This is a genomic window from Spirulina subsalsa FACHB-351 (assembly GCF_026130165.1).
Classification (GTDB): domain Bacteria; phylum Cyanobacteriota; class Cyanobacteriia; order Cyanobacteriales; family Spirulinaceae; genus Spirulina_A; species Spirulina_A subsalsa_A.
Genome location: NZ_JAIHOM010000083.1, coordinates 1 through 22,765 on the forward strand (window position 1 = coordinate 1; position 22,765 = coordinate 22,765).

Annotated in this window: 23 protein-coding genes and 2 pseudogenes; 15 read left to right on the forward strand and 10 right to left on the reverse strand. The window is 46.4% G+C overall.

Annotated features, from left to right (window positions below; all coding sequences use genetic code 11):
• The 5 genes and pseudogenes from K4A83_RS23440 to K4A83_RS15530 all read left to right on the forward strand — a co-directional run.
• A pseudogene (locus K4A83_RS23440) lies at window positions 1–85 on the forward strand (RNA-guided endonuclease TnpB family protein); the annotation flags it as partial.
• Between the two features lie 63 nt (window positions 86–148).
• The gene (locus K4A83_RS15515) at window positions 149–604 is read left to right on the forward strand and encodes an NUDIX hydrolase (protein WP_407810049.1); all 456 of its coding nucleotides are present in this window, start codon (window positions 149–151) and stop codon (window positions 602–604) included.
• A 164-nt stretch (window positions 605–768) separates the two neighbouring features.
• The gene (locus K4A83_RS15520; RefSeq protein ID WP_265265529.1) at window positions 769–1,596 is read left to right on the forward strand and encodes an alpha/beta fold hydrolase; all 828 of its coding nucleotides are present in this window, start codon (window positions 769–771) and stop codon (window positions 1,594–1,596) included.
• Window positions 1,593–2,780 (forward strand): glycosyltransferase family 4 protein, encoded by a 1,188-nt coding sequence (locus K4A83_RS15525; RefSeq protein ID WP_265265530.1) that lies wholly within the window; start codon window positions 1,593–1,595, stop codon window positions 2,778–2,780. The genes K4A83_RS15520 and K4A83_RS15525 overlap by 4 nt, the downstream gene beginning before the upstream one ends.
• 33 nt (window positions 2,781–2,813) lie before the next feature.
• The gene (locus K4A83_RS15530; RefSeq protein ID WP_265265531.1) at window positions 2,814–3,719 is read left to right on the forward strand and encodes an FkbM family methyltransferase; all 906 of its coding nucleotides are present in this window, start codon (window positions 2,814–2,816) and stop codon (window positions 3,717–3,719) included.
• A gap of 302 nt (window positions 3,720–4,021) precedes the next feature.
• Here K4A83_RS15530 and moeB read toward each other — a convergent pair whose 3' ends face one another.
• The 4 genes from moeB to glnA all read right to left on the reverse strand — a co-directional run bounded on the left by moeB (window position 4,022) and on the right by glnA (window position 10,228).
• The gene (gene moeB / locus K4A83_RS15535; RefSeq protein WP_265265532.1) at window positions 4,022–5,194 is read right to left on the reverse strand and encodes a molybdopterin-synthase adenylyltransferase MoeB; all 1,173 of its coding nucleotides are present in this window, start codon (window positions 5,192–5,194) and stop codon (window positions 4,022–4,024) included.
• Window positions 5,195–5,430: 236 nt separating this feature from the next.
• Window positions 5,431–6,126, reverse strand: coding sequence for a DUF928 domain-containing protein (locus tag K4A83_RS15540; RefSeq protein WP_265265533.1), 696 nt, complete (start codon window positions 6,124–6,126; stop codon window positions 5,431–5,433).
• 11 nt (window positions 6,127–6,137) lie between these two features.
• Window positions 6,138–8,444, reverse strand: coding sequence for a CHASE2 domain-containing protein (locus K4A83_RS15545; RefSeq protein ID WP_265265534.1), 2,307 nt, complete (start codon window positions 8,442–8,444; stop codon window positions 6,138–6,140).
• 359 nt (window positions 8,445–8,803) lie between these two features.
• Window positions 8,804–10,228, reverse strand: coding sequence for a type I glutamate--ammonia ligase (gene glnA / locus K4A83_RS15550; protein WP_265265535.1), 1,425 nt, complete (start codon window positions 10,226–10,228; stop codon window positions 8,804–8,806).
• 334 nt (window positions 10,229–10,562) lie between these two features.
• Between glnA and apcB the strand changes: the two genes are divergently transcribed.
• Window positions 10,563–11,072, forward strand: coding sequence for an allophycocyanin subunit beta (apcB, locus tag K4A83_RS15555; protein ID WP_265265536.1), 510 nt, complete (start codon window positions 10,563–10,565; stop codon window positions 11,070–11,072).
• A 164-nt stretch (window positions 11,073–11,236) separates the two neighbouring features.
• On the opposite strand, the gene K4A83_RS15560 is transcribed toward apcB, so the two are convergent.
• Window positions 11,237–11,938 (reverse strand): retropepsin-like aspartic protease family protein, encoded by a 702-nt coding sequence (locus tag K4A83_RS15560; RefSeq protein ID WP_265265537.1) that lies wholly within the window; start codon window positions 11,936–11,938, stop codon window positions 11,237–11,239.
• Between the two features lie 435 nt (window positions 11,939–12,373).
• Here K4A83_RS15560 and K4A83_RS15565 point away from each other — a divergent pair.
• From K4A83_RS15565 to K4A83_RS15585, 5 genes and pseudogenes are all read left to right on the forward strand, one after another.
• Window positions 12,374–12,811, forward strand: a pseudogene (locus K4A83_RS15565) (RNA-guided endonuclease InsQ/TnpB family protein); the annotation flags it as partial.
• Window positions 12,812–13,243: 432 nt separating this feature from the next.
• Entirely contained in the window at window positions 13,244–14,725 is a 1,482-nt protein-coding gene (gene gltD, locus K4A83_RS15570) for a glutamate synthase small subunit (protein WP_265265538.1), read from the forward strand.
• Window positions 14,726–14,776: 51 nt separating this feature from the next.
• Window positions 14,777–14,989, forward strand: a complete 213-nt coding sequence (locus K4A83_RS15575) for a hypothetical protein (RefSeq protein ID WP_193379266.1) — start codon at window positions 14,777–14,779, stop codon at window positions 14,987–14,989.
• Window positions 14,990–15,124: 135 nt separating this feature from the next.
• Window positions 15,125–15,322 (forward strand): hypothetical protein, encoded by a 198-nt coding sequence (locus K4A83_RS15580; protein ID WP_265265539.1) that lies wholly within the window; start codon window positions 15,125–15,127, stop codon window positions 15,320–15,322.
• A 21-nt stretch (window positions 15,323–15,343) separates the two neighbouring features.
• A complete protein-coding gene (locus K4A83_RS15585; RefSeq protein ID WP_265265540.1) occupies window positions 15,344–15,796 on the forward strand; it encodes a GNAT family N-acetyltransferase in 453 nt (150 codons plus the stop codon).
• A 183-nt stretch (window positions 15,797–15,979) separates the two neighbouring features.
• On the opposite strand, the gene K4A83_RS15590 is transcribed toward K4A83_RS15585, so the two are convergent.
• Complete coding sequence (locus tag K4A83_RS15590; RefSeq protein WP_265265541.1) at window positions 15,980–16,591, reverse strand: Uma2 family endonuclease; 612 nt, start codon at window positions 16,589–16,591, stop codon at window positions 15,980–15,982.
• Window positions 16,592–16,766: 175 nt separating this feature from the next.
• Complete coding sequence (locus tag K4A83_RS15595) at window positions 16,767–17,381, reverse strand: Uma2 family endonuclease (protein ID WP_265265542.1); 615 nt, start codon at window positions 17,379–17,381, stop codon at window positions 16,767–16,769.
• A 330-nt stretch (window positions 17,382–17,711) separates the two neighbouring features.
• On the opposite strand from K4A83_RS15595, the gene K4A83_RS15600 reads away from it, so the two are divergent.
• A complete protein-coding gene (locus tag K4A83_RS15600) occupies window positions 17,712–19,472 on the forward strand; it encodes a sugar phosphorylase (protein WP_265265543.1) in 1,761 nt (586 codons plus the stop codon).
• A gap of 101 nt (window positions 19,473–19,573) precedes the next feature.
• On the opposite strand, the gene K4A83_RS15605 is transcribed toward K4A83_RS15600, so the two are convergent.
• Window positions 19,574–20,200: a CPP1-like family protein gene (locus tag K4A83_RS15605; RefSeq protein ID WP_265265544.1), complete on the reverse strand. Its 627-nt coding sequence runs from the start codon at window positions 20,198–20,200 to the stop codon at window positions 19,574–19,576.
• 456 nt (window positions 20,201–20,656) lie between these two features.
• Between K4A83_RS15605 and K4A83_RS15610 the strand changes: the two genes are divergently transcribed.
• On the forward strand, window positions 20,657–21,382 hold the full coding sequence (locus K4A83_RS15610; RefSeq protein ID WP_407810050.1) for a response regulator transcription factor: 726 nt from the start codon (window positions 20,657–20,659) through the stop codon (window positions 21,380–21,382).
• 55 nt (window positions 21,383–21,437) lie between these two features.
• On the opposite strand, the gene K4A83_RS15615 is transcribed toward K4A83_RS15610, so the two are convergent.
• Together K4A83_RS15615 and psbH are read right to left on the reverse strand one after the other, a co-directional pair.
• Window positions 21,438–21,713 (reverse strand): TatA/E family twin arginine-targeting protein translocase, encoded by a 276-nt coding sequence (locus K4A83_RS15615; RefSeq protein ID WP_265265546.1) that lies wholly within the window; start codon window positions 21,711–21,713, stop codon window positions 21,438–21,440.
• Window positions 21,714–21,823: 110 nt separating this feature from the next.
• Window positions 21,824–22,027, reverse strand: a complete 204-nt coding sequence (gene psbH, locus K4A83_RS15620; RefSeq protein ID WP_017307185.1) for a photosystem II reaction center phosphoprotein PsbH — start codon at window positions 22,025–22,027, stop codon at window positions 21,824–21,826.
• A 293-nt stretch (window positions 22,028–22,320) separates the two neighbouring features.
• On the opposite strand from psbH, the gene psbN reads away from it, so the two are divergent.
• Window positions 22,321–22,452 carry a photosystem II protein N gene (gene psbN / locus K4A83_RS15625; protein WP_265265547.1) on the forward strand — a complete coding sequence of 44 codons (132 nt, stop codon included), beginning with the start codon at window positions 22,321–22,323 and terminating at the stop codon, window positions 22,450–22,452.
• A gap of 49 nt (window positions 22,453–22,501) precedes the next feature.
• A partial coding sequence (locus K4A83_RS15630) for a J domain-containing protein (protein WP_265265548.1) occupies window positions 22,502–22,765 on the forward strand: 264 nt, incomplete at its 3' end.

Here is a 22,765-nt window from a genome sequence, read left to right on the forward strand (position 1 = left end):
GGTGGGGCGCGCCCGAATTCACGCATCGGGAGAGATTCCCTCTTGGTTGGTTGGAGAAATCCTGTCAGCTAACGGAGACTCGTAGAACGATGAATCCCCCTGCCTTCAGGCGGGGGAGAACGTCAAATTCTCTCCCCTTTCTCCCATGATTCAGCGTTATTGGCAATTCTTCACCACCGTTTTAGGGATTATCTTCCGTCATCCCATCACCGGAACCACCTTGATTCCCGTCTTACCTGACGGCAAAATCGTCCTGATTCGTCGTCGAGACACAGGAAAATGGGGATTACCCGGTGGGATCATTGACTGGGGGGAAGATATTCCCACCACCGCTCATCGTGAGTTAGCAGAGGAAACCGGGTTAGAAATTACCGAGATCCGGCGGTTAGTAGGAGTGTATTCTGCGCCCGATCGCGATCCTAGAATGCACTCCATTAGTATTGTCTTGGCCGTATCGGCTCAAGGAACCCTCAAAGTCCAAGACACGAACGAAATCACCGACGTGCGCGCCTTTGACCCCCAAGAGATTCCCTTTGGCCATTTAAGTCATGATAACGACCGTCAGTTGCAAGATTATCTCAATCACTTGACAACAATTGCTTAGTGTGCATCTAAAAACCAGAAGAGGAAGATGACTTAAGCATCTCTTATCAATCCCTCTCTAAACGTAATTTTTTGTGACTTTTTCCCAAATCTGTGGAATTATAATTCCAACATTGCTCAAACTCCTTTCGTCTACCTTTATTGATTCAATCTGGTTGAACTCAGATGCAATTACCCGTCCGCAATTCTCGAATCCGCCTCTCTCAGGGACAAATGTTCTGGCGGGAAGTTGGCAAAGGAACGCCCCTCGTGTTCTTACATGGCGCAGGAAGCGATGGCAGTCAGTGGCTCCCCGTTTTTGAGCGCTTAGGTGATCATTACCAGTGTTTTGCGCCTGATTTGCTGGGATTTGGGGAGTCGGAACAACTGGATATACACCAGTCCATCCACCTCCATGTAGAGTGTTTAGAGGAATATATTGCCGCACTCAAGTTAGAAAAGTTTTACTTAGTAAGTTATTCCATCGGGGCATGGGTAGCCACCCATTACACCCTGAAATACCCGGAAAAGGTGCAAGGAATGGTGGTAATTGCCCCGGAAGGGGTAGATGTCAAAGAGCAGGAGGGACGCTGGAAGACGGAAAAAAGCCTCACCTCCCCCCGTTCCCTGTTTTGTTGGTGGTTGCAATTCCTATTTCCCATTGCCAAGCTGTTGGGGATTCACAGCAATATTGAGCAATTGTTGAACTATCGGAAGCAATTATTAGCTTGTCCGGCCACTTGTCAGCTATTGTTCCAACGGCGCAGTCAGGAGATTAAGGAAGAGTTGCTTTATAATCAGTTGGCGGGTTTGAAGACTCCGGCGCTGGTTTTGCAAGGGGGACAAGATCAGGCCGTGCGTATTGCCCAGAGTAAGGTTTATGCTCAACTTTCCCCCGCAGCGCGTTTAAGGGTGATGAAACACGGGGGGGCAGATTTACCCCAAGTTTGGCCCGATAGTATTGTCCAGGAAATTCGCCGTTTTGCCGTAATTTTGGCTGAAATTAGGGGATGAGGGGAAAGCAACGGGTTTTGATTGTGGTGTCCCATCCGGTGCCTTATATCATTCCCTTGTTTCGGGGAATGGTGGCTGAGGGGACGTTAGATCCTTTGGTGGCCTATTGCAGTTTGGAGGGGGTGGAGTCCTATCAAGATCCGGAGTTCGGGACGGAGATTGCTTGGGATGTGCCGATGTTGGAGGGCTATGATTGGGTGAATCCGCCTAATGTGTCCCCTCGGCCGGGGATTGGACGGTTTTGGGGGTTGATTAATCCTCAGTTGATGGATTTGGTGGATCAGGTGGATGGGGTGATAGTCTATGCGGGCTATGCCTACGCGAGTTTTTGGCTGGTGGCTTGGGCGGCGAAGTTGAAGGGTAAGCCGTTTTTGTTTAGTACCGATGCGAGTAGTATTGCTCCTCGCGATCGCGCCTCATGGAAACGTTGGCTTAAACCCTTGATTCTACCTTGGATTTTCCGCCTCGGGGATGTGATTTTGGTGTCCTCGACCTACGGGAAAGAAATGGTCGAAGGTCTGGGCATTCCCCCCCAACGGGTGGTTTTAACCCCCTCGGCTACGGATAATGACTGGTGGTTAGCTCAAGGGGCCAAGGTCGATCGGGACGCGGTGCGCCAAGGCTGGGGCATTGCCGAGGATGGGGTGGTCGTCTTATGTGCGGGCAAGCTACAGTATTGGAAGCGACCCCACGATATCCTCCGGGCTTTTGCTTTAGCGAATGTGCCGGGGAGTTATTTATTTTATGCCGGGGATGGGGTGTTACGACCCGAATTAGAGGCGGAGGCGGCCACTTTGGGAGTAGGCGATCGCGTGAAGTTCCTCGGTTTTGTGAATCAACAGGAGTTAGTCGGAGTGTATCGCGGGGCTGATTTGTTTTGTTTATGTTCCGAGTATGAACCCTTTGGGGTGGTGGTGAGTGAGGCCATGTTGTGCGAAACAGCCGCCGTGGTGAGTGATCAAGTGGGGGCGCGGGAAATTATCGAGTCGGGGGTGAATGGTTTCGTTTATCCCTGTGGTGATATTGACGCACTGGCGCAGGTTTTACGGGAAATTTTGCCGGAGCGCGATCGCCTCAAAACAATGGCTAAAGCCGCCCAAAAACGCCTAGAAACCTGGTCCCCTCGGGAAAATGTCGCCGCCCAAATTCAAGCCTTCCTACTCGCAAAATCAATCAACAATTGATAATTGATAATTAATTATTCTTCCCCATTCCCCATGTCCTTTCTAACCTATCTCAATCGCCCTGAATATATCCTCCAACCTTGGCAAATCTATCAACGATTACTTAATCCTCCCCACCAAGCACTAGGGGAATTTAAAACCATTCAACTCAATTGGGGACTCCCCTTTAAAATTCTCCCCAACCCTGATGATAAAGTCGAGTGGTCTTTATGGACCATGCGCATTTATGATCCTGCCCTATCCGAAACCCTCTGGCGACTCATTGAACCCGGAGAAACCGTGTTAGATATTGGCGCAAATATTGGTTATATGACCAGTTTAATGGCCGTTAAAGTCGGGAAAACAGGTCAAGTCTTAGCCTTTGAACCCAACCCAGAAGCCTATCAAGAATTGCTCGAACAAGTGAACCGTTGGCAAGCCTACCCAAACCTAGGTCAAATTTATGTAAAACCCATTGCCTTATCGAATCAACCCGGAGAAGGTCTGTTAAAAATTCCCAAATATAATCGCGGAGAAGCTGCCTTAATTTCAGCCGAAGCCCAAACCTCACCCGATATTCTCAAAACCTATGCTGTTACCCTTGACAAATTGGATAATTTGTGCCAAGAAAATCAGAAAATATCAGTGATCAAAATAGATATTGAGGGGCATGAACTTCCCACATTTCAAGGAGCAGAAAACCTGCTAAAACAACAAAATATTCGGGACATTTGTTATGAAGACCATGCCGGATATCCTAGCCCAGTCAGTGATTATTTAGAACAGTTTGGCTATCAAATTTTCAGGATTTGGAAAGGCTTCCAGAAGCCCTTACTGTACCCCGCCACTTACTCAGAAATCCATCCTTGGGAACCCCCCAACTATTTGGCCACTTTAGCTCCAAAACGAGCCAAAGAAAAGCTAAAACCTCTGGGATGGTCAGTGTTAAAACAGCAGTAAAAAAAAGAATTGCATCTGTAGGTTGGGTGGAGCGCCAGCGCAACCCAACAACCCACTTAAAAAGGGCTTGCTAAGTATCTGTAGGTTGGGTGGAGCGCCAGCGCAACCCAACAACCCACTTAAAAAGGGCTTGCTAAGTATCTGTAGGTTGGGTGGAGCGCCAGCGCAACCCAACAATCAACCTTAAAATTTCCCTATTCCCATGAGCAGACTTATTCAGCAAACCCTAGAACAGCCTCATTAGAAACAGTTCTAGGGTTTCCGACTTAAAATCTTTGACCCCAAAGGAGGAGGAAAAGTTTCTAATACTCCGGCACAGAAGCATCAACTTCCCGACTCCAGGCCAAGATTCCGCCTTTCACGTTCGTTCCCTCAATGCCATGTTCTTGGAGAATTCCTAACGCCTTCGCAGAACGTCCTCCCATCTTACAATGGGCAATTAAACGATGACCATTGAGCAGATTTTTCACCTTTTCCACGCCGGGACCTTCTTCAATTTCCGGCAGAGGCACTAACACCGAACCCGGAATTTTAGCAATATCGTATTCATTGGGGTTACGAACATCAATTAAGACAAAATCATTGGTTCCACTATCTAACAGTTGTTTTAGCTCTTGTACAGTCATTTCCGACATAGTTTGACGCTTCCTTTCTTCCTCGGCTTTAGCTTGGGGAATGCCACAGAACTGTTCATAGTCGATGAGTTTCTCAATCACCGGACGTTCTGGGTTAGGACGTAGGCGCAATTCCCTGAATTTCATATCTAGGGCATTATAGAGCAACAAACGCCCGCTTAAGGTGTTACCTGTTCCCAGAATAATTTTAATCGCCTCGGTCGCTTGAATCACGCCGATAATACCCGGGAGAACACCTAAAACACCCCCTTCAGCACAGGAGGGAACTAATCCGGGGGGTGGGGGTTCCGGGAATAAGTCGCGGTAGTTGGGGCCGCCTTCGTAGTTAAATACGGTAGCCTGGCCTTCAAAGCGGAAAATAGAACCGTAGACGTTGGGTTTGTTCAACAACACACAAGCATCATTGGTGAGATAACGGGTGGGGAAGTTGTCGGTACCGTCAATCACCACATCGTAAGGCCCCATAATATCTAGGGCGTTTTCTGAACTCAAGCGGGTTTCGTATAAGTCCACTTGGCAGAAGGGGTTAATTTCTAAAATCCGGTTTTTGGCGGATTGGATTTTGGGTTTTCCGACCCATGAGGTGCCGTGAATCACTTGCCGTTGTAGGTTGGAGTGGTCCACAATGTCAAAGTCCACAATGCCAATGCGACCGATTCCGGCGGCGGCGAGATAGAGCAGGAGGGGGGAGCCGAGTCCTCCGGTGCCAATACAAAGAACACTAGCGGCTTTTAAGCGTTTTTGACCTTCTACTCCCACCTCGGGCAGGATGATGTGGCGTGAATAACGCTCATAGTCATCTTTGCTCAGTTGGATTTCCTCTAAATTGGGATTTAGCATAATAGTTCAGTGTGACGATCAGCTTCCGAACTTTTGATCATACCCTTTTTTGATCGTCTGTAGGAGGAGGGAGAAAATGTTGACTTCTCCACGGGCTAAAACCGCGTGGATTCTAAGCGGATGTTACGAGCGCGGTTGCAATCGCCTCCCGACTCCCGACTCCCGACTCCCTGTTCCCTAGCCCCACGAGTAGAGTTATATGCCTAACGGCACGCTTCGCGTACAGCAAGCCCTACTTATTCTAGGGGTAACAGGATTATATTTTCTCCAATTAGGTGTTCTAATTCTAACTCTTTAAGTAAAGCTTGCCATGGGGTATCATGGGCAACCGTACCATTATTTTCTAGGACTTTCTGTGCTATATTGGTAACAATATCATGGGAAAAATAATCAGAATTTTGCGCGGAAACTGGGATTTTTTCGATAAATCCATTTAGGATGATATCATGGTGCTGTCCCCGTCTTCTCTCGCTACAGTTCAAGACAAAAAACCACTCATAGAGTTGATTATCTAATAAAGGCGTTTCCGGGGATAAGGGAATGCCAATAATCCCTGATTGTTCGAGGGGAGCAATCGAAGTTCTATAAATAGTTCTTTGATTTCGACGATCAATATCGCGCTTTTCTACACGAAAGTTAATTTCATGAATTTGGTCGCGGGTATAAGGAATATAAACCCATAAAATCGGATGTTCTGTAGTGGTAATTTCTTGAAAGCTGGGCGGAGCAATTAGGCTAATTTCATGATCTGTAGGCTGACAGTTTCCTAGGGGAGAACCGGGGGGACGAGTGCCACCAGGGCCTCTTTGTGTTGAGGGGGTTCCTCGATTAGACGAGGAACGATTTTGGCTGTATAGTATTTGGGCTTTAAGAGCAGAGTCAGAAATAAAAGACAGTAAGACCAAGACTAAGGAAAGGGTGAGTAATTTCATGAGCGTTTTTCCTATTTTTTAAATCGGGAGAGGGGCAGTAATGCGATGATCATTCCACTCATTAAATAGACTAGAATAGCGGGAATCAATGGCAACCAGCCTCCCCCTATTACTAGGATTCCCCAACAAAGACCATAAATAACGCCCAGGGTTAAACTGAGGGTTAAGACATAAGTCACTTGGGACATTTTGTAATATTGTTTATAGACCATTAAACCTGTGCCTAAAATCGACCAAAATCCAACCCAAAGGATGTCACACCAGAAAGGTAAAACCCACAACAGAGGACGTTTATCTAGGACTGCACTAATGAGGGAACTAACAAGATGGGCTTGTATGTGTAAACTCCGCATATTGCCGTAGGGTGTTTGATTTTCATCTCGACTACTAGAAGCAATGACACCGATTAAAACAATACGATCTCTGATCCAATCGGGTTGAAAAGATCCTGCTAAAAGCTGTTGTACTGAGATAGATTGAGCTAGTTTAGGGGTTGTTCGATAGTTGAGGAGCAATTGATACCCTTGAGAGTCATGATTTTGGTATCCTCCGCTATGAGAACCTAATGGTTGCAAAACAAGATCACCCACTTGCCACTTGTTTTCGGAGTTGAGGGAAAACTCTATGTTTTGTGGAGTTAGGTATTCTTGGACGATTTGAAATCCAAAGGAAAAGTTGCTGGAACAGGAGGAATAGTCTGCGATGATGGGGGCGCTACGCTCTAGTAAAATTCGGCGGATTACATTGTGTTTACCATCCCATTCGAGGTCATTGTACCCCACTTGTTCTGGAGGACTGTGGGGAGGGGGTGCGATCGCCTCGTTCCCGTATTCATCTCCCAAAGCACAACTCGTAATTAAGTGATCCTGTTGTTTAAACTGTTTCACCAGTGCCTCATATCCGGTAGAAACAGGTTGATCACGGTAGATATTTAAACCAATCACTCGCGGTTGATGGGTGCTGAGTTTACTCAAGACTTGGCTTAAGATGTCATCTGGTAAAGGATTCCCATATTGGTTCAAATCTTCCTCTGTTACTCCCACCAACAATAAACGGGGATCCCCAGCTTCCACGGGACGCTGTACCAACAGATGATCATAGGTCGCCCATTCCCAGGGTTGCAATGCCCCAGTTGCCCGCACTCCCATCACTAAGGCCGTGCAGAGGAGACTTATCCCCACCCACTGCCACCCCCAAGGGGTGGGTTTCTTGACGGTGCTGGACCGTAGGAGTTTGTCCCAAGTTAAGGAGTCTACCCCGGGGTTTTGATAGACTATCGGCAACCAACTAGCACAGGGGAACTCGCTCTCTAGTCCCTGTAGACGCTCTCGGGCGACTTGTACCGCTTGTTCAAAGGGTTTTCCCTGACAAAAAGCAGCTAAGAAATATTTCAGGAATTCATGGGCGACTTGATCCGGAACTAACTCTCGCATGACGACCATTTGGGGAATAGAGAGATCATTGAGACGACGGGCTAATCCTAACCCATCACAGGAGTTAAAGATGGCTAACTGTAACCCTTGATTGACGGCGGTTTTCAGGCCATACCACAACTCATCAATGGTTAAACTTTCTTCGGGATTAATGTAGAGTTTTCCGGTTCCGGTGTCGCGATCGGTTTCACTGTGTCCGGCAAAAAAGATCATGTCCCAAGATTGTTCCCAGAGTTGGTCATTAATAGCACTGCGTCGGGGTTCCACGAGGAAGAGGGGATCCACGTTGGGTAAACTCTGGATAATTTCATAGTCTACGTCGGTATTAATCCCTTCCCGATGGCCGAGGATGACGAGAATTTTGAGCTTAGAATGGGGTTTAGGGGGGCTGGGTGGACTGGAAGTGAGACTGAGGGGGCTAAAGAGGGGTTCTGTGGGGCAGTATTGGGCTAAAACCTGCCAAAGGTGCCAGGGGAGTTTTTGCAGGTGGGGATCATCTGTGCGCAGGAGGAAACGGGGGGGGTGATCGGGTCGGACGGTGACTAATAATTCTTGGGTGATGGGGGTGAAGGTGGGGGATTGTAGCCATTGGTTGATGCGATCGCCCAAACTTTGCCCCGACTCCTGACAAGCGACCCGTTTCTCCTGAATTGACCCCCCATAATCAATGGTCTTAGCCTTCAATTTCCGAGCATAGGGCGCTCCCAAAGGACGATATTTTTCTAACCAGTGCTGGTCAATAAGTTGAGCTAATACAGGATCTCCCGGCAAAAAACCCACCCGTTCCACTTGGGGGCGCTGTTGTTCCTCCCCCACCTCCAACATGACCCGAAACCCTTGTTGAGCTAGGTTTCCATCTAGTTTGAGTGTGATGAGTTGTCCCATATTGACCCTCGTCCCCTTGCTGATCATGACTTCTATCTTAAATCTCCGGCAAACATCGGGATTTTGATGCAAGTGATCTGTAGGTTGGGTGAAGCGAAGCGCAACCCAACAAAAGAATTGATAATTGTTTAGCTATTCGTAGGTTGGGTGAAGCGAAGCGCAACCCAACAAAAGAATTGATAATTGTTTAGCTATTCGTAGGTTGGGTGAAGCGAAGCGCAACCCAACAACTCCCCTTTGAGTTAAGGTGTAGGGAGAGACATTATTGACTACTCCCACCGTTACTTGACCCCCTAACAAAGAAACAGCCACATTAAAAGTGGCTGCCTCTTCATATCTAAAGACCTGAGACTAGAAATCTAGACATCATAGTACAGGGAGAACTCATAGGGGTGAGGACGTAACCGCATGGGGTTGATTTCATTGTCCAGTTTGTAAGAAATCCAGTTTTCAATGAAGTCCTCGGTGAATACTCCCGTATCCGTTAAGAAAGCGTGGTCATTTTGTAAATGCTCCAGCGCATCCTCTAAAGAACCGGGGGTGCTAGGAATCTTGCTCAACTCTTCAGGACTCAAGTCATAGATATCTACATCCAAAGGAGAACCGGGGTCAATTTGGTTCTTGATACCATCCAACCCAGCACAAAGCATGGCCGCAAAGGCAATATAGGGATTACAGGTAGCATCAGGACAACGGAACTCTAAACGTTTCGCTTTAGGATTGGGGCCAGAGAGAGGAATCCGGATGGAAGCGGAACGGTTGCCTTGAGAATAGGCTAAGTTCACCGGAGCCTCAAAACCGGGAACCAGACGCTTGTAGGAGTTGATGCTGGGGTTGGTCAGGGCAAGCAGTGCCGGGGCGTGTTTGAGTAGACCCCCAATATAATGCAGTGCCATTTGACTCAGGTTGGCATAATTGCCTTCTCCCCAGAATAGGGGTTGTCCGTCTTTCCAGATGGATTGGTGGGTGTGCATCCCAGACCCGTTATCGTTAAATAGGGGTTTGGGCATAAAGGTGGCACTCAGACCGTATTTTTTCGCCACGTTTTTGATGACGTATTTGTAGGTCATCAGGTAGTCGGCGGATTCTACGAGGGTGGCAAAACGAATCCCTAGCTCGTTTTGACCCCCGGTAGCTACTTCATGGTGATGTTTCTCAATGGGAACACCACATTTAGCCATCGTCAGCAACATTTCTGTCCGAATGTCTTGGAGGGTGTCGGTGGGAGCGACGGGGAAGTAACCTTCTTTGTAGCGGGGTTTGTAACCTAAGTTGCCGCCTGCTTCTTCCCGTCCAGAGTTCCAACGACCTTCAATACTGTCAACGTAGTAGAAGCCTTTGTTTTCAGTTTGGTCAAAGCGGACATCGTTGAAGAGGAAAAATTCAGCCTCGGGACCAAAAAAGGCGGTATCTCCAATACCCGTGGAGTTGAGGTATTCAATGGCTTTGGCGGCGATACTGCGCGGATCTCGACTGTACCATTCTCCGGTGCGGGGTTCCTTGATGCTACAAACCATGCTCAAGGTTTTTTCTTCGTAGAAGGGTTCAATCCAAGCGGTTTTAGGGTCAGGAACCATACACATATCGGACTCGTTAATGGCTTTCCAACCCCGGATACTGGAGCCATCAAAGGGTACGCCATCAACAAAGGAACTCTCGTCAATCTGGTCGTAGTAGAACGAGCAGTGCTGCCAAATCCCTGGCATATCAATGAATTTCAGGTCGATGATCTGGATGTTTTCATCTCTAATCATCTGTAATACTTCTTGGGGTGTCTCTGGCATAGATGACTCCTTAATTAGGATCTGCTTTTGTTGTCTCGAATGATGATCGTAGAGAGTGGGTTCACCGGATTTTGTATTGTAGGATACGGAATCTCAGGGAATTTCTGCTAGAAAACCTGTAAAGATTGCAAAAATGTTATCTGTGATACAGTTTTTTTGCACATGAGAGGCTTTGTTGAAGAAATGTTGCGAAAATGAGTTAAGGAAGAGAGTCTAGGGCATCTTAGGGCATGGGCTGGTCTTCCTTATGAGATGATAAATGACTAGAGCAATTTTTTGAGCTTGCTTGTGGCAAACAAAAATTTAAAATTCGATTGATTGGGAGCGCAAATTTATGAAAGATGCAGTAACGACACTGATCAGAAACTACGATGTAGCTGGGCGTTATTTTGATCGCAATGCGATGGATAGCCTGAAGTCCTATTTTGATTCGGGAATGTCCAGATTATCGGTTGCGTCTATGATTACGTCTAATGCGGCGGCTATTGTGAAACAGGCTGGTTCTCAACTATTTGAGCAGGTGCCTGAGTTAATCCGTCCCGGTGGAAATGCCTATACGACTCGTCGTTATTCGGCTTGTTTGCGGGATATGGACTATTATCTCCGTTATGCGACCTATGCGTTGGTGGCTGGGGATAATGATGTGTTAGATGAGCGGGTGTTACAGGGGTTACGGGAAACTTATAATTCTTTGACTGTTCCCATTGGCCCCACGGTGATGGGGATTCAAATTATGAAGGATATTGTCAAAGGGATGGCGGCGAGTCAAGGGGTGGAGGATACCAGTTTCCTTGATGCACCGTTTGATCATATGACGCGGGAGTTGGGAGAGAAGGATCTCTAGGTTCTAGAAGTCTGATCTTTCTGGAGAAGCAGGCGATCGCATTTCCGGTTTCGGTGGGGTGCGATCGCCTTCTCATAAGAAAAGGGTGGGAGTTTGGAAACTCAGTGTCTTTAGACTTGAGAGGAAAAACGACTCAGGGGAATTTATTCCCCTTTAAGTTATCTCTAGCGTTCCGTGAGTTTAATCACATTTTCCATAATGGTGACATCATAATCCCCGAAAACGTTTTGACCTAGCAATCCCATATTCCCCATCCCTCGTTCATTCGTCCGATTGCCAAACGTGACCATTACATTTTCGACGATTAATTCCCCCAGTTGTAACTCACTCACCCGGCCCACATCTACCTCAATGGTTCTCCCATCCGCCACAGTAACCCGGCTTTTACCCAAAGATTGCATATTCAACTGTCGCGCCATACTCGGCAAAATCATAGTTGTGGTAGCTCCCGTATCAAAAAGCATCTCATAGGATTCACCATTAAACCGGACATCCACCACCGGAATACTCGCGACACGGCGTTTAATCGGGATCTCAAAACTCCGACGATCATCAGGAGGAGGAATAGTCACCACTGGGGATTCTGGAGAACCTTCCGTGACAGTCGGTAAACCCCCCCCCTCACAATTCCAATTCAAAACGAAAACATTCCGACTCGCCAAGGTTTGTAAACGGCTTTGATAAACCGTTAAACGGGCGGCATAATTGGGAGCGAGACTTTTCATCTCGTTAATAGCGCGAATGGCCTGATTCCAATCCTGAGCGCAAATCGCTTGACGTAAAATCCCATTCAGAGAACCTTCATCCGGTGTGTCAATTGCCCAACTAGAGCGAGCAAAGACGACATTCGACACAATGATACTCATTAGGAGCATCCCCCCCACTGATGGGCGCAAGAACCCCATCGCCCATGATTTCCGGCTTGATAAAGAGGACATAACCAATCGCTAAAACAAATTCTGGTGATTTTATCTTGAATGTTGGGGTGAAGAACCCCGTTACACGAATGTTAACGGTGGGATAAAACCCCCACCAACAAAAAAGGCGTAGCATCCATATTTTAGCAACTTTTTTGTCAAAGCAGAAAAATGTGTGCTAAACCATAGTTAGGCTAGTGAGGTTAACACAAATGTTAGTCTTAGAGTTTAAGGTTAGGGCTAAAAAACATCAATATCCAGCCATAAATGAAGCGATACGCACGGCTCAGTTTGTCCAGAATAAGTGTTTACGCTTTTGGATGGATAACCAAGAAGTAAATAAATACGAACCAGATCGGTAGATTAAGGCTGCTTGGAACTTACGATGTGATAGCCTATGAAGATTTAAGAATTAAGAACTTAGTGAAAAATCATTTTCTAGCTGAATCAATTAACGATGTTGCCTGGTATCAATTCCGTCTTTAGCTGGAGTATCTAGGGAAAAAACACGGCAAAGTCACTATTGCTGTATCCCCTCAATTGACTAGCCAAAACTGTTCTAATTGTGGGGAAAAAGTCAAAAAATCCCTGTCCACCAGAACCCATATTTGTGCTTGTGGGTGTCAGTTAAACAGAGACGAAAACGCCGCAGGCAACATCTTAAAACTGGGATTAAGTACCGCAGGGCATTCGGGAACTTGGCTACAAGATAGCCTAAACGCTTTGGGAGAGGATACCTCTACTTTTTCAGGAGAAATCCTGTCTAAGCAAGTCACCTTGGTGAACAAAGAATCCCCCGTTATAGCGACGAGAGGAGCTTAACGGCGGGAGTGTCAAGGAGAGTGAAATCAACAGATGGCAACTTAATGCCATATTCCTTCCCCTTCCACAGGGGAGACAGGGGGGGCTACGCTCCTCTTAAGTGCTGAGTTCTTAAGTGCTGAGTTCTTAAGTGCTGAGTTCTTAAGTGCTGATGACGGCTAAAAACCTAATCGGCAGTGGATTATAACAAAAATCGCCGCAAAAGTCAAAAACAAAAAGCTAAAAAAAACCTTAAGAAAGTAACAGAAATTAACAGATTTCTCCGGCAAAATCTAAAACTTTGTTGCAGAAATGAAGCCCTTCCCAACAAACTGGCTAAACTGACTAAGTACCCCCATTCTGAAATTGAGAATTGATCAAACGAAGACTTGATCAAGGGGAACCGACCATTCACAGACCTTCACTATAGAGGACATACTAGAGGATATAACTATGGGAAAACCAACGGGTTTTATTGAATATCTACGGGAAGTCCCCTCTGAACTCTCCCCTTCAGAACGTATCCAAAACTGGGACGAGTTCCATTTACCCATGCCCGAGGATAAACTCCGCACCCAAAGTGCGCGGTGTATGGATTGTGGAACGCCCTTCTGCCATACGGGTACAGTCATCAGTGGGATGGCGAGTGGTTGCCCGATCAATAACCTAATTCCCGAGTGGAATGATTTAGTCTATCGAGGTCTGTGGGAAGAAGCCCTAGATCGTCTACACAAAACCAATAATTTCCCCGAATTTACCGGCCGTGTATGTCCTGCCCCTTGTGAAGGATCTTGTGTGTTAGGGATTCATAACCCCCCTGTTACCATTAAGAATATTGAATGTTCTATCGTTGACAAAGGTTGGGATGAAGGTTGGATCACCGCAGAACCCCCCAGCAAACGAACCGGGAAAAAGGTGGCCATTGTGGGATCTGGCCCGGCGGGTTTAGCGGCCGCGGCCCAGTTAAATAAAGCTGGGCATTGGGTGACTGTTTATGAACGGGCAGATCGTCCCGGTGGGCTGTTAATGTACGGCATTCCTAACATGAAACTGGATAAGCAAGAGGTGGTATTACGTCGCATCCAACTTCTGGAACAAGAAGGGATCAAGTTTGTTTGTAATACGGAAATCGGCACAGATTTACCGGCCGAAACCTTGCTCAATGAATATGATGCCGTTGTCCTTTGTACTGGAGCCACAAAACCCCGGGATTTACCCATTGAAGGGCGAGAATTATCGGGCATTCACTTTGCCATGGAGTTCTTAACGGCTAATACGCAGACTTTGCTCGATGGAACCGGAATTCCGCCTATTTCCGCACAAGGGAAGGATGTGATGATTATCGGGGGAGGTGACACGGGAACCGACTGTGTGGGAACTTCTATCCGTCATGGCTGCAAGAGCCTAGTTCAGTTGGAAATTATGCCCAAACCCCCCAACGAACGAGCGGCGAATAATCCCTGGCCGGAGTGGCCGAAGGTCTATCGGATGGACTATGGCCAAGAGGAAGCGGCGGCTAAGTTTGGCGATGATCCCCGTTTTTACCTGACGACGGCGACGAAGTTTGAAGGGGACGAACAAGGCCAGGTGAAGGCTGTGCATACCGTTGATATTGAATGGCAGAAGGATGAACAGGGCCGTTTTAGCCCCAAACCGATTGCGGGAACGGAAAAGGTGATTCCTACTCAGTTGGTGTTGCTGGCGATGGGTTTCTTGGGGCCAGAACAACCGTTATTAGATGCGCTGGGATTGGAACGGGATGCCCGCAGTAATGTTAAGGCAGATTATGGGCAGTATGAAACCAGTTTGCCCGGTGTGTTTGCGGCTGGGGATTGTCGGCGCGGTCAAAGTTTGGTGGTCTGGGCGATTAATGAGGGGCGGGGTGTTGCTCGTCAGTGTGACCTGTATCTGATGGGAGCAACGGATCTGCCCTAGCTTTTGCCCGGGTTGCTGATGGTTTGTTTTATTGATTTTTGGAGGAATTGGATGATGTTATTATCTCCGCGCAAGGTTTACCATAATTTGGCGTTGTTGGAAAAGGTGGATGTGGCGACGAGCGCCCTTTACCGTCAACAGGCCCAAGAGGTGTTAGCGGATGAGTCGGTGAGTTTGACGTGGCGGCAGGCGATCGCACATCGTTTGAATGACGCTAATCATCGTCTGGAACTCAAGGTGGTGAGTCCCAACGATAGTTACTAATCCAGGACTCAGGGCGAGGGTTGAGAAACTCCCTCAAGTTGGGTATTCGTTAGTATTGGTTAGCGCAAAAAGATCGGAATAAACATCCACTAATTATCAATTATCAATTATCAATTGTTTACTGTATCTAGTGTTATGGCATTTTTTCGTCAATATGTAGCCCCTTTCATCGTGGTTTTAATTTTTTTGGTGGCTTTAGTGGCTGTGAGTGCGCGGATTTTCCTGCCCTCTGATTTGGCGGCACCTGCTCCAGTGGAGGCTTTTGAGGGGGATCAGGCGATGATTACACCCATTACACCTTGGGGAGGGGTGAATGCAGCACCTCGGGTCTAGGAGGGGGCTGTGAGTTTGCCTATGGGATACCGTTGGGCAAAAGCTTCCTCTGAGGAACGCTCGGTTTTATTGGAGTTTGTCTACTTAACCTATCAGGAATTGTGTCCTGATGGCTTTGCTGAAGGGTTGGGCTGGCAGATGATTGATCAGTATTGTTCCGAACAAACACCGCGCTGGTGGGTGGTGTTGGAGGAGGAGTTAGCCTTTAATCCGGTGGCGGGATTATGGTTAGGGAATGCCTTGGATCCGGTACAGGGCGATCGCTTTGCTCAGATTTTCCTGCTCTATGTCCGACCCGAACACCGTCACCAAGGGCTGGGAAGTGCCTTGATGGGGGAAGCACAAGCTTGGGCAATGGCTAGAGGCGATCGCCAAATTGGCTTACAAGTGTTTGCCCACAATCAAACCGCCCTCTCCCTATACCACAAGTTGGGCTATCACACCCATTCCCTATTAATGGTTAAATCTTTATAGCTATTTATTAATTGATTGAGCCGAGAAAGCCCCCTTTCAACAGTGAAAGAGAGCAAATAGGGGTTAAATTATGGTCTGTATTTTTTACCTACCAGAGAAAATTCCCAGAATCCGGAAAAACAGCCAGAAATTTTGAGGCCGAGTTTGCCAGAGGCAACCTTGAGGACAATTCCCATCGGTAGATTAACCCCAAACGCGACCTAAATTTAAGACAAAACCCGATAACACTTCCTCCCCCGATAACTCAGCCGGATTCGACAGTATTTCCACATCTAAACCCCTTCGATACACCTCCACCATTCTAGTTTGAGGATCAATTAACCAACCCAATCTAGCCCCATTTTCCAGATACTCCTGCATCTTCTCTTGTAGCAACTTCAAACTATCCGACTGTGAACGCAATTCCACCACAAAATCCGGGCAAATCTGAGGAAATGTCGCTTTTTGTTCATCCGTCAGCACCTCCCAACGTTCTGGACTAACCCAAGAAGCATCAGGAGAACGAATAGCACCATTAGGTAAAGTGAAGCCCGTATTACAATCAAAAGCCTCTCCCTGTTGATAGTTTTCATACCAGCGATCGAGTTGTCCAATGATACTACGATTGCGTTTTCCAGTTTGCCAACCTGTGGGAGGATTCACAATTAACTCTCCTATTGCCGTTCTCTCTAGTTGTAATTCACGATTGCAGACTGCTAAGGCCGTAAACTGTTCTGGGGTGACATAGAGATTCAGAGTTCTGGGTAACTCCAGTAACAGCGTTTCTGTTTCCGGTTTGGCGGGTGTCTGTACCATAACGGCTCATCTCCTAGAGATTGGCTAATTCAATGTTAGCTCAATTAATCATTAACCTATACTTTAGGGGGAATTTATATTTCCTCTATCGCAACTTATTAAAAATGACTGAGTGCAATATTAGCTCAATTAACCATTATTTTTTATTAATTGATCATGTTCTCCCATCCGGGGATTAGCCCCAAACGCGACCTAAATTCAAAACAAAACCCGGTAACACTTCCTCACCCGATAACTCAGCCGGATTCGACAGTATTTCCACATCTAAACCCCTTCGATACACCTCCACCATTCTAGTTTGAGGATCAATTAACCAACCCAATCTAGCCCCATTTTCCAGATACTCCTGCATCTTCTCTTTTAGCAACTTCAAACTATCCGACTGTGAACGCAATTCCACCACAAAATCCGGGCAAATCTGAGGAAATGTCGCTTTTTGTTCATCCGTCAGCACCTCCCAACGTTCTGGACTAATCCAAGAAGCATCAGGAGAACGAATAGCACCATTAGGCAACGTGAACCCCGTGGAAGATGCAAAAACTTCTCCGGGTTCCCCTGCATTTCGCCACCATAGATACAACTCACCAGAAATCCTGCTATTCCGTTTCCCAGTTTGCCAACCTGTGGGAGGATTCACAATTAACTCTCCTATTGCCGTTCTCTCTAGTTGTAATTCACGATTGCAGACTGCTAAGGCCGTAAACTGTTCTGGGGTGACATAGAGATTCAGAGTTCTGGGTAACTCCAGTAACAGCGTTTCTGTTTCCGGTTTGGCGGGTGTCTGTACCATAACGGCTCATCTCCTAGAGATTGGCTAGTTTGATTTGACTACAATGTTGCGTTGAAAGCCCCATCCCCTTGTGGGTGGGGAGCTTCAACAAGAAAACTGGGTGTGAAGTACCCCACACCTTGTAAGGAAGGATGGGGTATTCTGTCCGACATTCTGGATAAAGCCTCATCCTTAGAGTCCATTCTTGTGATAGTTTGAGAATCCCCTTCCTGTTTAGGGCGGGGAGTTGTTAACTTGTCTGTAGGGTTAATCTATCCATAGCAATCAGGAGGAACGTCCAAACGGGCTGGAACGTCTTGCCCTTAATTCCTAAGATGTACCACAAAACCTATGCTTGATCAATCGACCTATTTCATCACCCTAACTCAGCGTCTAACCCCCTTACTCGAAACCCTTTATCCAACGACTCAACCTGAATCATTACTCAGTCGAATCTTCAGCATTATTGAACCTCATCTTGCCCAACACACTGAGGAAAATATCTATAAATGGAGTCAGGATAATATATTAGTCATTACCTACGGAGATAGTGTCTACAATCCCCAAGGTGAGGAAAAACCTTTAGTCACCCTAAAACGGTTTTTAGACCAATATCTGAAAAACACCATTACCGGAGTTCATATCCTGCCCTTTTTCCCCTACAGTTCTGATGATGGTTTTGCGGTCATTGATTACTTGGCTGTTAATCCTAATTTAGGGACTTGGGCAGACATTCAAGCCCTAGCCAAAGATTATGATTTAATGACTGATTTAGTCTTAAATCATGTCTCTAGTAAAAGCTCTTGGTTTGAACAATTTAAACAAGGGAAAAAACCCGGCTGTGATTACTTTATCACCGTTGACCCTACAGAAGATTTATCCGAAGTTGTGCGCCCTCGCAACACTCCTGTTTTAGTCCCTTATGAAACAAAAAATGGAAAAACGCACGTCTGGGCAACCTTTAGCCCAGACCAAGTTGATCTAGATTTTAGCAATTTTGATGTTTTGTTAGAATTCATCAAAATTCTCGTTTTTTATGTTAAAATGGGGGCGCGTTATATTCGCTTAGATGCTGTCGGTTTTTTGTGGAAAGAAATCGGCACGTCTTGCATTCATTTACCCCAAACTCATTCGGTGATTCGTTTGTTACGAGAAGTTTTACAAATGGTTGATCCGGGAGTCTCGTTAATTACGGAAACTAATGTTCCGAACCGAGAAAATTTAAGCTATTTTGGCAACCGAAATGAAGCCCATTTAATCTATAACTTCAGTTTACCTCCCTTATTACTTAATGCTTTACTTCAGGGACGTTCTGATCACTTAAAAACTTGGATGATGAGTATGCCTCCTGCGCCTTTGGGGTGTGCTTATTTAAATTTCACGGCTTCCCATGACGGCATTGGTTTACGTCCGGCGGAAGGGTTGTTAAATGAGGAGGAATATCAGAGCTTATTAGAAACTGTTCAAGGCTTTGGCGGTAAGATTAGTTATCGACAAAAACCCGATGGTTCGGCGAGTCCCTATGAGCTTAATATTTCTCTGTTTGATGCGCTGCAAGGAACTGTTAAGGGAGTGGATCAATGGCAGATTGAACGGTTTATCTGTTGCCAAACTATTATGATGTCTTTGGAGGGAATTCCGGCTTTTTATCTGCCTAGTTTATTAGCTACTGGGAATTATGAGGCTGGGGTAGAAGCAACGGGACAAAATCGTGCCATTAATCGTTATCGTTGGTCTGTGGTGGAACTTGAACGTCAGTTACAGGATGAACAGAGTCCCCACGCTAGGGTTTTAGCAGAAATCTCCCGTCTGATTCGCATTCGTCGTCGTCAGCCTGCTTTTCATCCTAATGCGACACAGTACACTCTGCACCCGTTGAATAAAGCCTTGTTTGTGTTTTGGCGGCAGAGTGCGGCACGGGATCAGAGTATTTTTTCCATCCACAATTTAAGCGATCGCCCCCAAAAATTGCGCTTAACGGATCTGAATCTAGTCGCTACGGATTCTTGGGTGGATTTAATCGGTGACACCGTGATCACAGACATTTATGATCAGTTGGTCTTGAGTCCCTATCAGTCAGCTTGGGTGACGAATTTAAGAAGGACTCAATAATCAAACCCCCGGTTTCTGAACCGTGATCAGCCATCAGGTGTACTAATGACGGGTCACGTCAGAAAACCGGGTGTCTGGAATCAGAACTTTTAAACCATCCTTTAGCGCAGAAAGCAACTCATCAGCCAGAAAAGGACAAAAGTTACTAACTCGGCAAATTCGGCGGGGCGAATCCCTCCATTTCCGACGGGAGTGCCAAGGAATTTGGACAATACCCCCCCTAAAAGTAGGCCAAGGATTAATCCGACAAAACTCATTAAAAAGGCACGTCCTAGGCGGTTTTCCTTGCGATTGAGGAAATAGAGGTTGGCACAGAACCCCAATGCCAACGCCAACGGTAAAAAAGAAGAGCCGTTACTTTGGGATAATAGGGTGAGAATGGCTAAACCGCCAAATACACCCGTTGCCCAGAGAACATCTGAACGAGACGGATTGTCCAGAAAATTTTGTAGCCACCCGGTTGAGGCTTTGGCGCTCAAGGGGGTGACGGCCGGGGGGACTTCGACTGATCGTTCCGGAAACCGAATGCGATCGGGAACTTTAATTTTCCCTTCTTGCCGCATTCTCAAACGTTCCATGATGATCGAATCATAGGCCGCCTCAATCGTCTCCACCAATTTGGTATCATTCTGATGTTCCTGGCTGAGACGACTTTTGGCATTTTGTATTTCTTCAAAAGAAGCATCTTCTGTCACCCCAAGCGTTTCGTAGGGATTTTGCTCACTCATGTTGATTGAACCTCCGCGATTGTCCCGTTTTTGCCTGTGGTTGCTGCAAACTGTAAACTAATAGACAATTGACTACAGCAGTAAAGGTCGTCCTTTAGAACCAATAGCTCTAAGTGACGCTTTCGTTGTTAGTGTAGCTTGAACCTTGCGCTCTGTAACAGATCCGCTAAGTCGGTCTTTAGTTTATTCTGACACTCTCTTGGCAAAATGTGCCAAGGTCGCGATCGCCTACACTCTCTGATCATTGCTGCTGGTGGATTGGTGTGTAGATTGACCTATCCAGTCTCTCGTTGTTATTGTTGATGAGCATTTGTATGGTTAGAAATGTCAATCTTTGTGGAATTTGACAGATTCTATCGCCATTTTTGTCTAGAATGCTGTTTAAACCCCTTGGATCAACTATTCTGGCTTTAGATTGTTAAGTTTCCTAACTTTTACCGAGAAAGAACAATGGCTATGGCTAATGAATCTGTCAAGATTCTGGTTGTGGACGATGACCCGGCAGTCCGTAATCTAATCTTCCGTTTCCTCAGCCAAAAAAACTATCAGATGGAGGCTGCGGCGGATGGAAAGTCTGCTATGGAGGTTTTCCAAAAATTTAACCCGGATCTTGTGATTCTTGATGTCAATTTGCCCGATGCCTTGGGCTACGATCTTTGTAAGACGATGCAAGAGCAGACCGGGGTGCTAGTCATGATGCTCACCAGTCGCACGGATCCTGATGATAAGGTAATTGGCTATGGTCAAGGTGCCGATGATTATCAAACCAAACCTTTTGATTTACTGGAATTGGAATTACGAGTGGCCGCACTGTTGAAGCGCAAACGGGATGTTAAACAAGTTTCTACGAAACAACCCCTCGTTTTTGGTCACTTATCCATTGACCCAGAACGTCGAGAAGTCCGAGTTCATGATAACTTAGTGTCTTTTACGGCCTTAGAGTTTGATTTACTCTATTATCTCGCCACTCATCCCGGTCAAGCCCTAAAACGCACCACTTTGATTAATGATGTTTGGGAGTATGACCAAATGGTTGGAGATAATCGAGTGGTGGATGTTCATATTGGGCAAATTCGCAAGAAAATCGAAACCAACTCCTCAGATCCTAGTTTTATTAAGACCATTCGCGGTTTTGGTTATCGTTTTGAAGTGCCTTCTGGAGAAAAGAGTGCAGAAGCTTAGGTTTAATCTGGGATGATCTCCCCAATGTAGTGAGGAGATTCGACTCATTGACTCTTTAACTCTCTGATGCTTTTTCCGTTTCTGTTTCTGGGCTAGGCTGAGTTGTTTTTTTAGCTTCAGGCTCAAGCTGGGCTTGCATTTTAACGGATGTTTCCATCTGTTCGGCTTCCCGTTTAATTTCTTTTTGAAACTCATTAGACGCTTCTTGAAAACTGCGCAAGGCTTTACCTAAACTGCGTCCAATTTCCGGTAGCTTTTTGGGACCAAAAATTAATAACGCCACCACAAAAATTAAAGCCATTTCCGGCAGTCCAATGCCAAAAATATTCATAAATTACTCCGGGTTAATGGTTTTTATCTCTACAAAAAAACCCCGACAAGCGGGGATATGATCGACTAGAAATCTTAATCCAAATCGCTAGAAAATTGATAAAACTTAGCCTAGCGACCGAAGCTAGTCCAGTCTACGTCTACGTTCTCCAGTAACAAATCAGCGTTGTAGATTTGTAGGATAATCAAGAGAAAGACAAAGAAGAGCAGCATAAAAACACCCATCACTGGGGTAGTTCCCCAACCGGGTGCAACTTTTCCGTATTCAGAATTCAACGGTTTGAGTCTATCGCCTAACCAAGTACGCTGTGCCATAAGTCACCAAATTATGAATGTAAGTGAGTTTTTGTTAATTTTTCTTGACATATTCCCCAACCCTAGGGCAAGGGGACTTCCGGGCTAAGGTGAGACGGTTAGGTGTTCCGGGATTTCCCTTAACCCACAGGTTGAATGTCCCAACCTGTTTGAACTTCAGAGTTTCTATTCGAAGGATGATATCATAATTTGACCCTTTTCAGGGCAATGACGTTGAAAGGCGGACGGGGCTTCCAAGGACTGTACCACATGATAGTATAAGGTCATTAAGCAATCATTCTTAATCAAACTCTATGGAAACTGCAACAATTTTTGTGATCGGCTTGGCGGTTTTAGTCTTGGCCGTGACAGGGTACTCAATTTATATGTCCTTTGGTGCGCCTTCGGCTGAACTGAGTGATCCCTTTGAGGATCATGAGGATTAAGTCGCAATGAGGATCTGACGCAGGGGGCAATAGGGAACAGGCAAAAAACATGAATTTGGAGGAGTGTTATTCCCTATTGGGACTACAACGGGGTGCGGATCTGAAGGCGATTAAAGCTTCTTATCGACGGTTGGCGAGGCGTTATCATCCGGATGTGAACCCACAGAATAAATTGGTGGCCCAGGAGGCTTTTATCCGTCTCAATGAGGCTTATCAGTCTCTGATTAAGGCGACTTTAGAAGCACAACCCCCCCCTCCTCCTCCCCCCCCTCCTCCTCCGGTTTCCCCGCTCTCCCCCTCAGAGCAGAAACTC

Excerpts from the sequence above, each read along its gene's own strand:
- K4A83_RS15585 (WP_265265540.1), top strand. The coding sequence starts at position 15,344 with ATGGGATACCGTTGGGCAAAAGCTTCCTCTGAGGAACGCTCGGTTTTA.
- K4A83_RS15580 (WP_265265539.1), top strand. The coding sequence starts at position 15,125 with ATGGCATTTTTTCGTCAATATGTAGCCCCTTTCATCGTGGTTTTAATT.
- K4A83_RS15520 (WP_265265529.1), top strand. The coding sequence starts at position 769 with ATGCAATTACCCGTCCGCAATTCTCGAATCCGCCTCTCTCAGGGACAA.
- apcB (WP_265265536.1), top strand. The coding sequence starts at position 10,563 with ATGAAAGATGCAGTAACGACACTGATCAGAAACTACGATGTAGCTGGG.
- K4A83_RS15605 (WP_265265544.1), bottom strand. The coding sequence starts at position 20,200 with ATGAGTGAGCAAAATCCCTACGAAACGCTTGGGGTGACAGAAGATGCT.
- psbH (WP_017307185.1), bottom strand. The coding sequence starts at position 22,027 with ATGGCACAGCGTACTTGGTTAGGCGATAGACTCAAACCGTTGAATTCT.
- K4A83_RS15615 (WP_265265546.1), bottom strand. The coding sequence starts at position 21,713 with ATGAATATTTTTGGCATTGGACTGCCGGAAATGGCTTTAATTTTTGTG.
- psbN (WP_265265547.1), top strand. The coding sequence starts at position 22,321 with ATGGAAACTGCAACAATTTTTGTGATCGGCTTGGCGGTTTTAGTCTTG.
- K4A83_RS15545 (WP_265265534.1), bottom strand. The coding sequence starts at position 8,444 with ATGGGACAACTCATCACACTCAAACTAGATGGAAACCTAGCTCAACAA.
- K4A83_RS15595 (WP_265265542.1), bottom strand. The coding sequence starts at position 17,381 with ATGGTACAGACACCCGCCAAACCGGAAACAGAAACGCTGTTACTGGAG.
- K4A83_RS15600 (WP_265265543.1), top strand. The coding sequence starts at position 17,712 with ATGCTTGATCAATCGACCTATTTCATCACCCTAACTCAGCGTCTAACC.
- gltD (WP_265265538.1), top strand. The coding sequence starts at position 13,244 with ATGGGAAAACCAACGGGTTTTATTGAATATCTACGGGAAGTCCCCTCT.
- K4A83_RS15575 (WP_193379266.1), top strand. The coding sequence starts at position 14,777 with ATGATGTTATTATCTCCGCGCAAGGTTTACCATAATTTGGCGTTGTTG.
- K4A83_RS15525 (WP_265265530.1), top strand. The coding sequence starts at position 1,593 with ATGAGGGGAAAGCAACGGGTTTTGATTGTGGTGTCCCATCCGGTGCCT.
- moeB (WP_265265532.1), bottom strand. The coding sequence starts at position 5,194 with ATGCTAAATCCCAATTTAGAGGAAATCCAACTGAGCAAAGATGACTAT.
- K4A83_RS15590 (WP_265265541.1), bottom strand. The coding sequence starts at position 16,591 with ATGGTACAGACACCCGCCAAACCGGAAACAGAAACGCTGTTACTGGAG.
- glnA (WP_265265535.1), bottom strand. The coding sequence starts at position 10,228 with ATGCCAGAGACACCCCAAGAAGTATTACAGATGATTAGAGATGAAAAC.
- K4A83_RS15540 (WP_265265533.1), bottom strand. The coding sequence starts at position 6,126 with ATGAAATTACTCACCCTTTCCTTAGTCTTGGTCTTACTGTCTTTTATT.
- K4A83_RS15560 (WP_265265537.1), bottom strand. The coding sequence starts at position 11,938 with ATGAGTATCATTGTGTCGAATGTCGTCTTTGCTCGCTCTAGTTGGGCA.
- K4A83_RS15530 (WP_265265531.1), top strand. The coding sequence starts at position 2,814 with ATGTCCTTTCTAACCTATCTCAATCGCCCTGAATATATCCTCCAACCT.
- K4A83_RS15610 (WP_407810050.1), top strand. The coding sequence starts at position 20,657 with ATGGCTAATGAATCTGTCAAGATTCTGGTTGTGGACGATGACCCGGCA.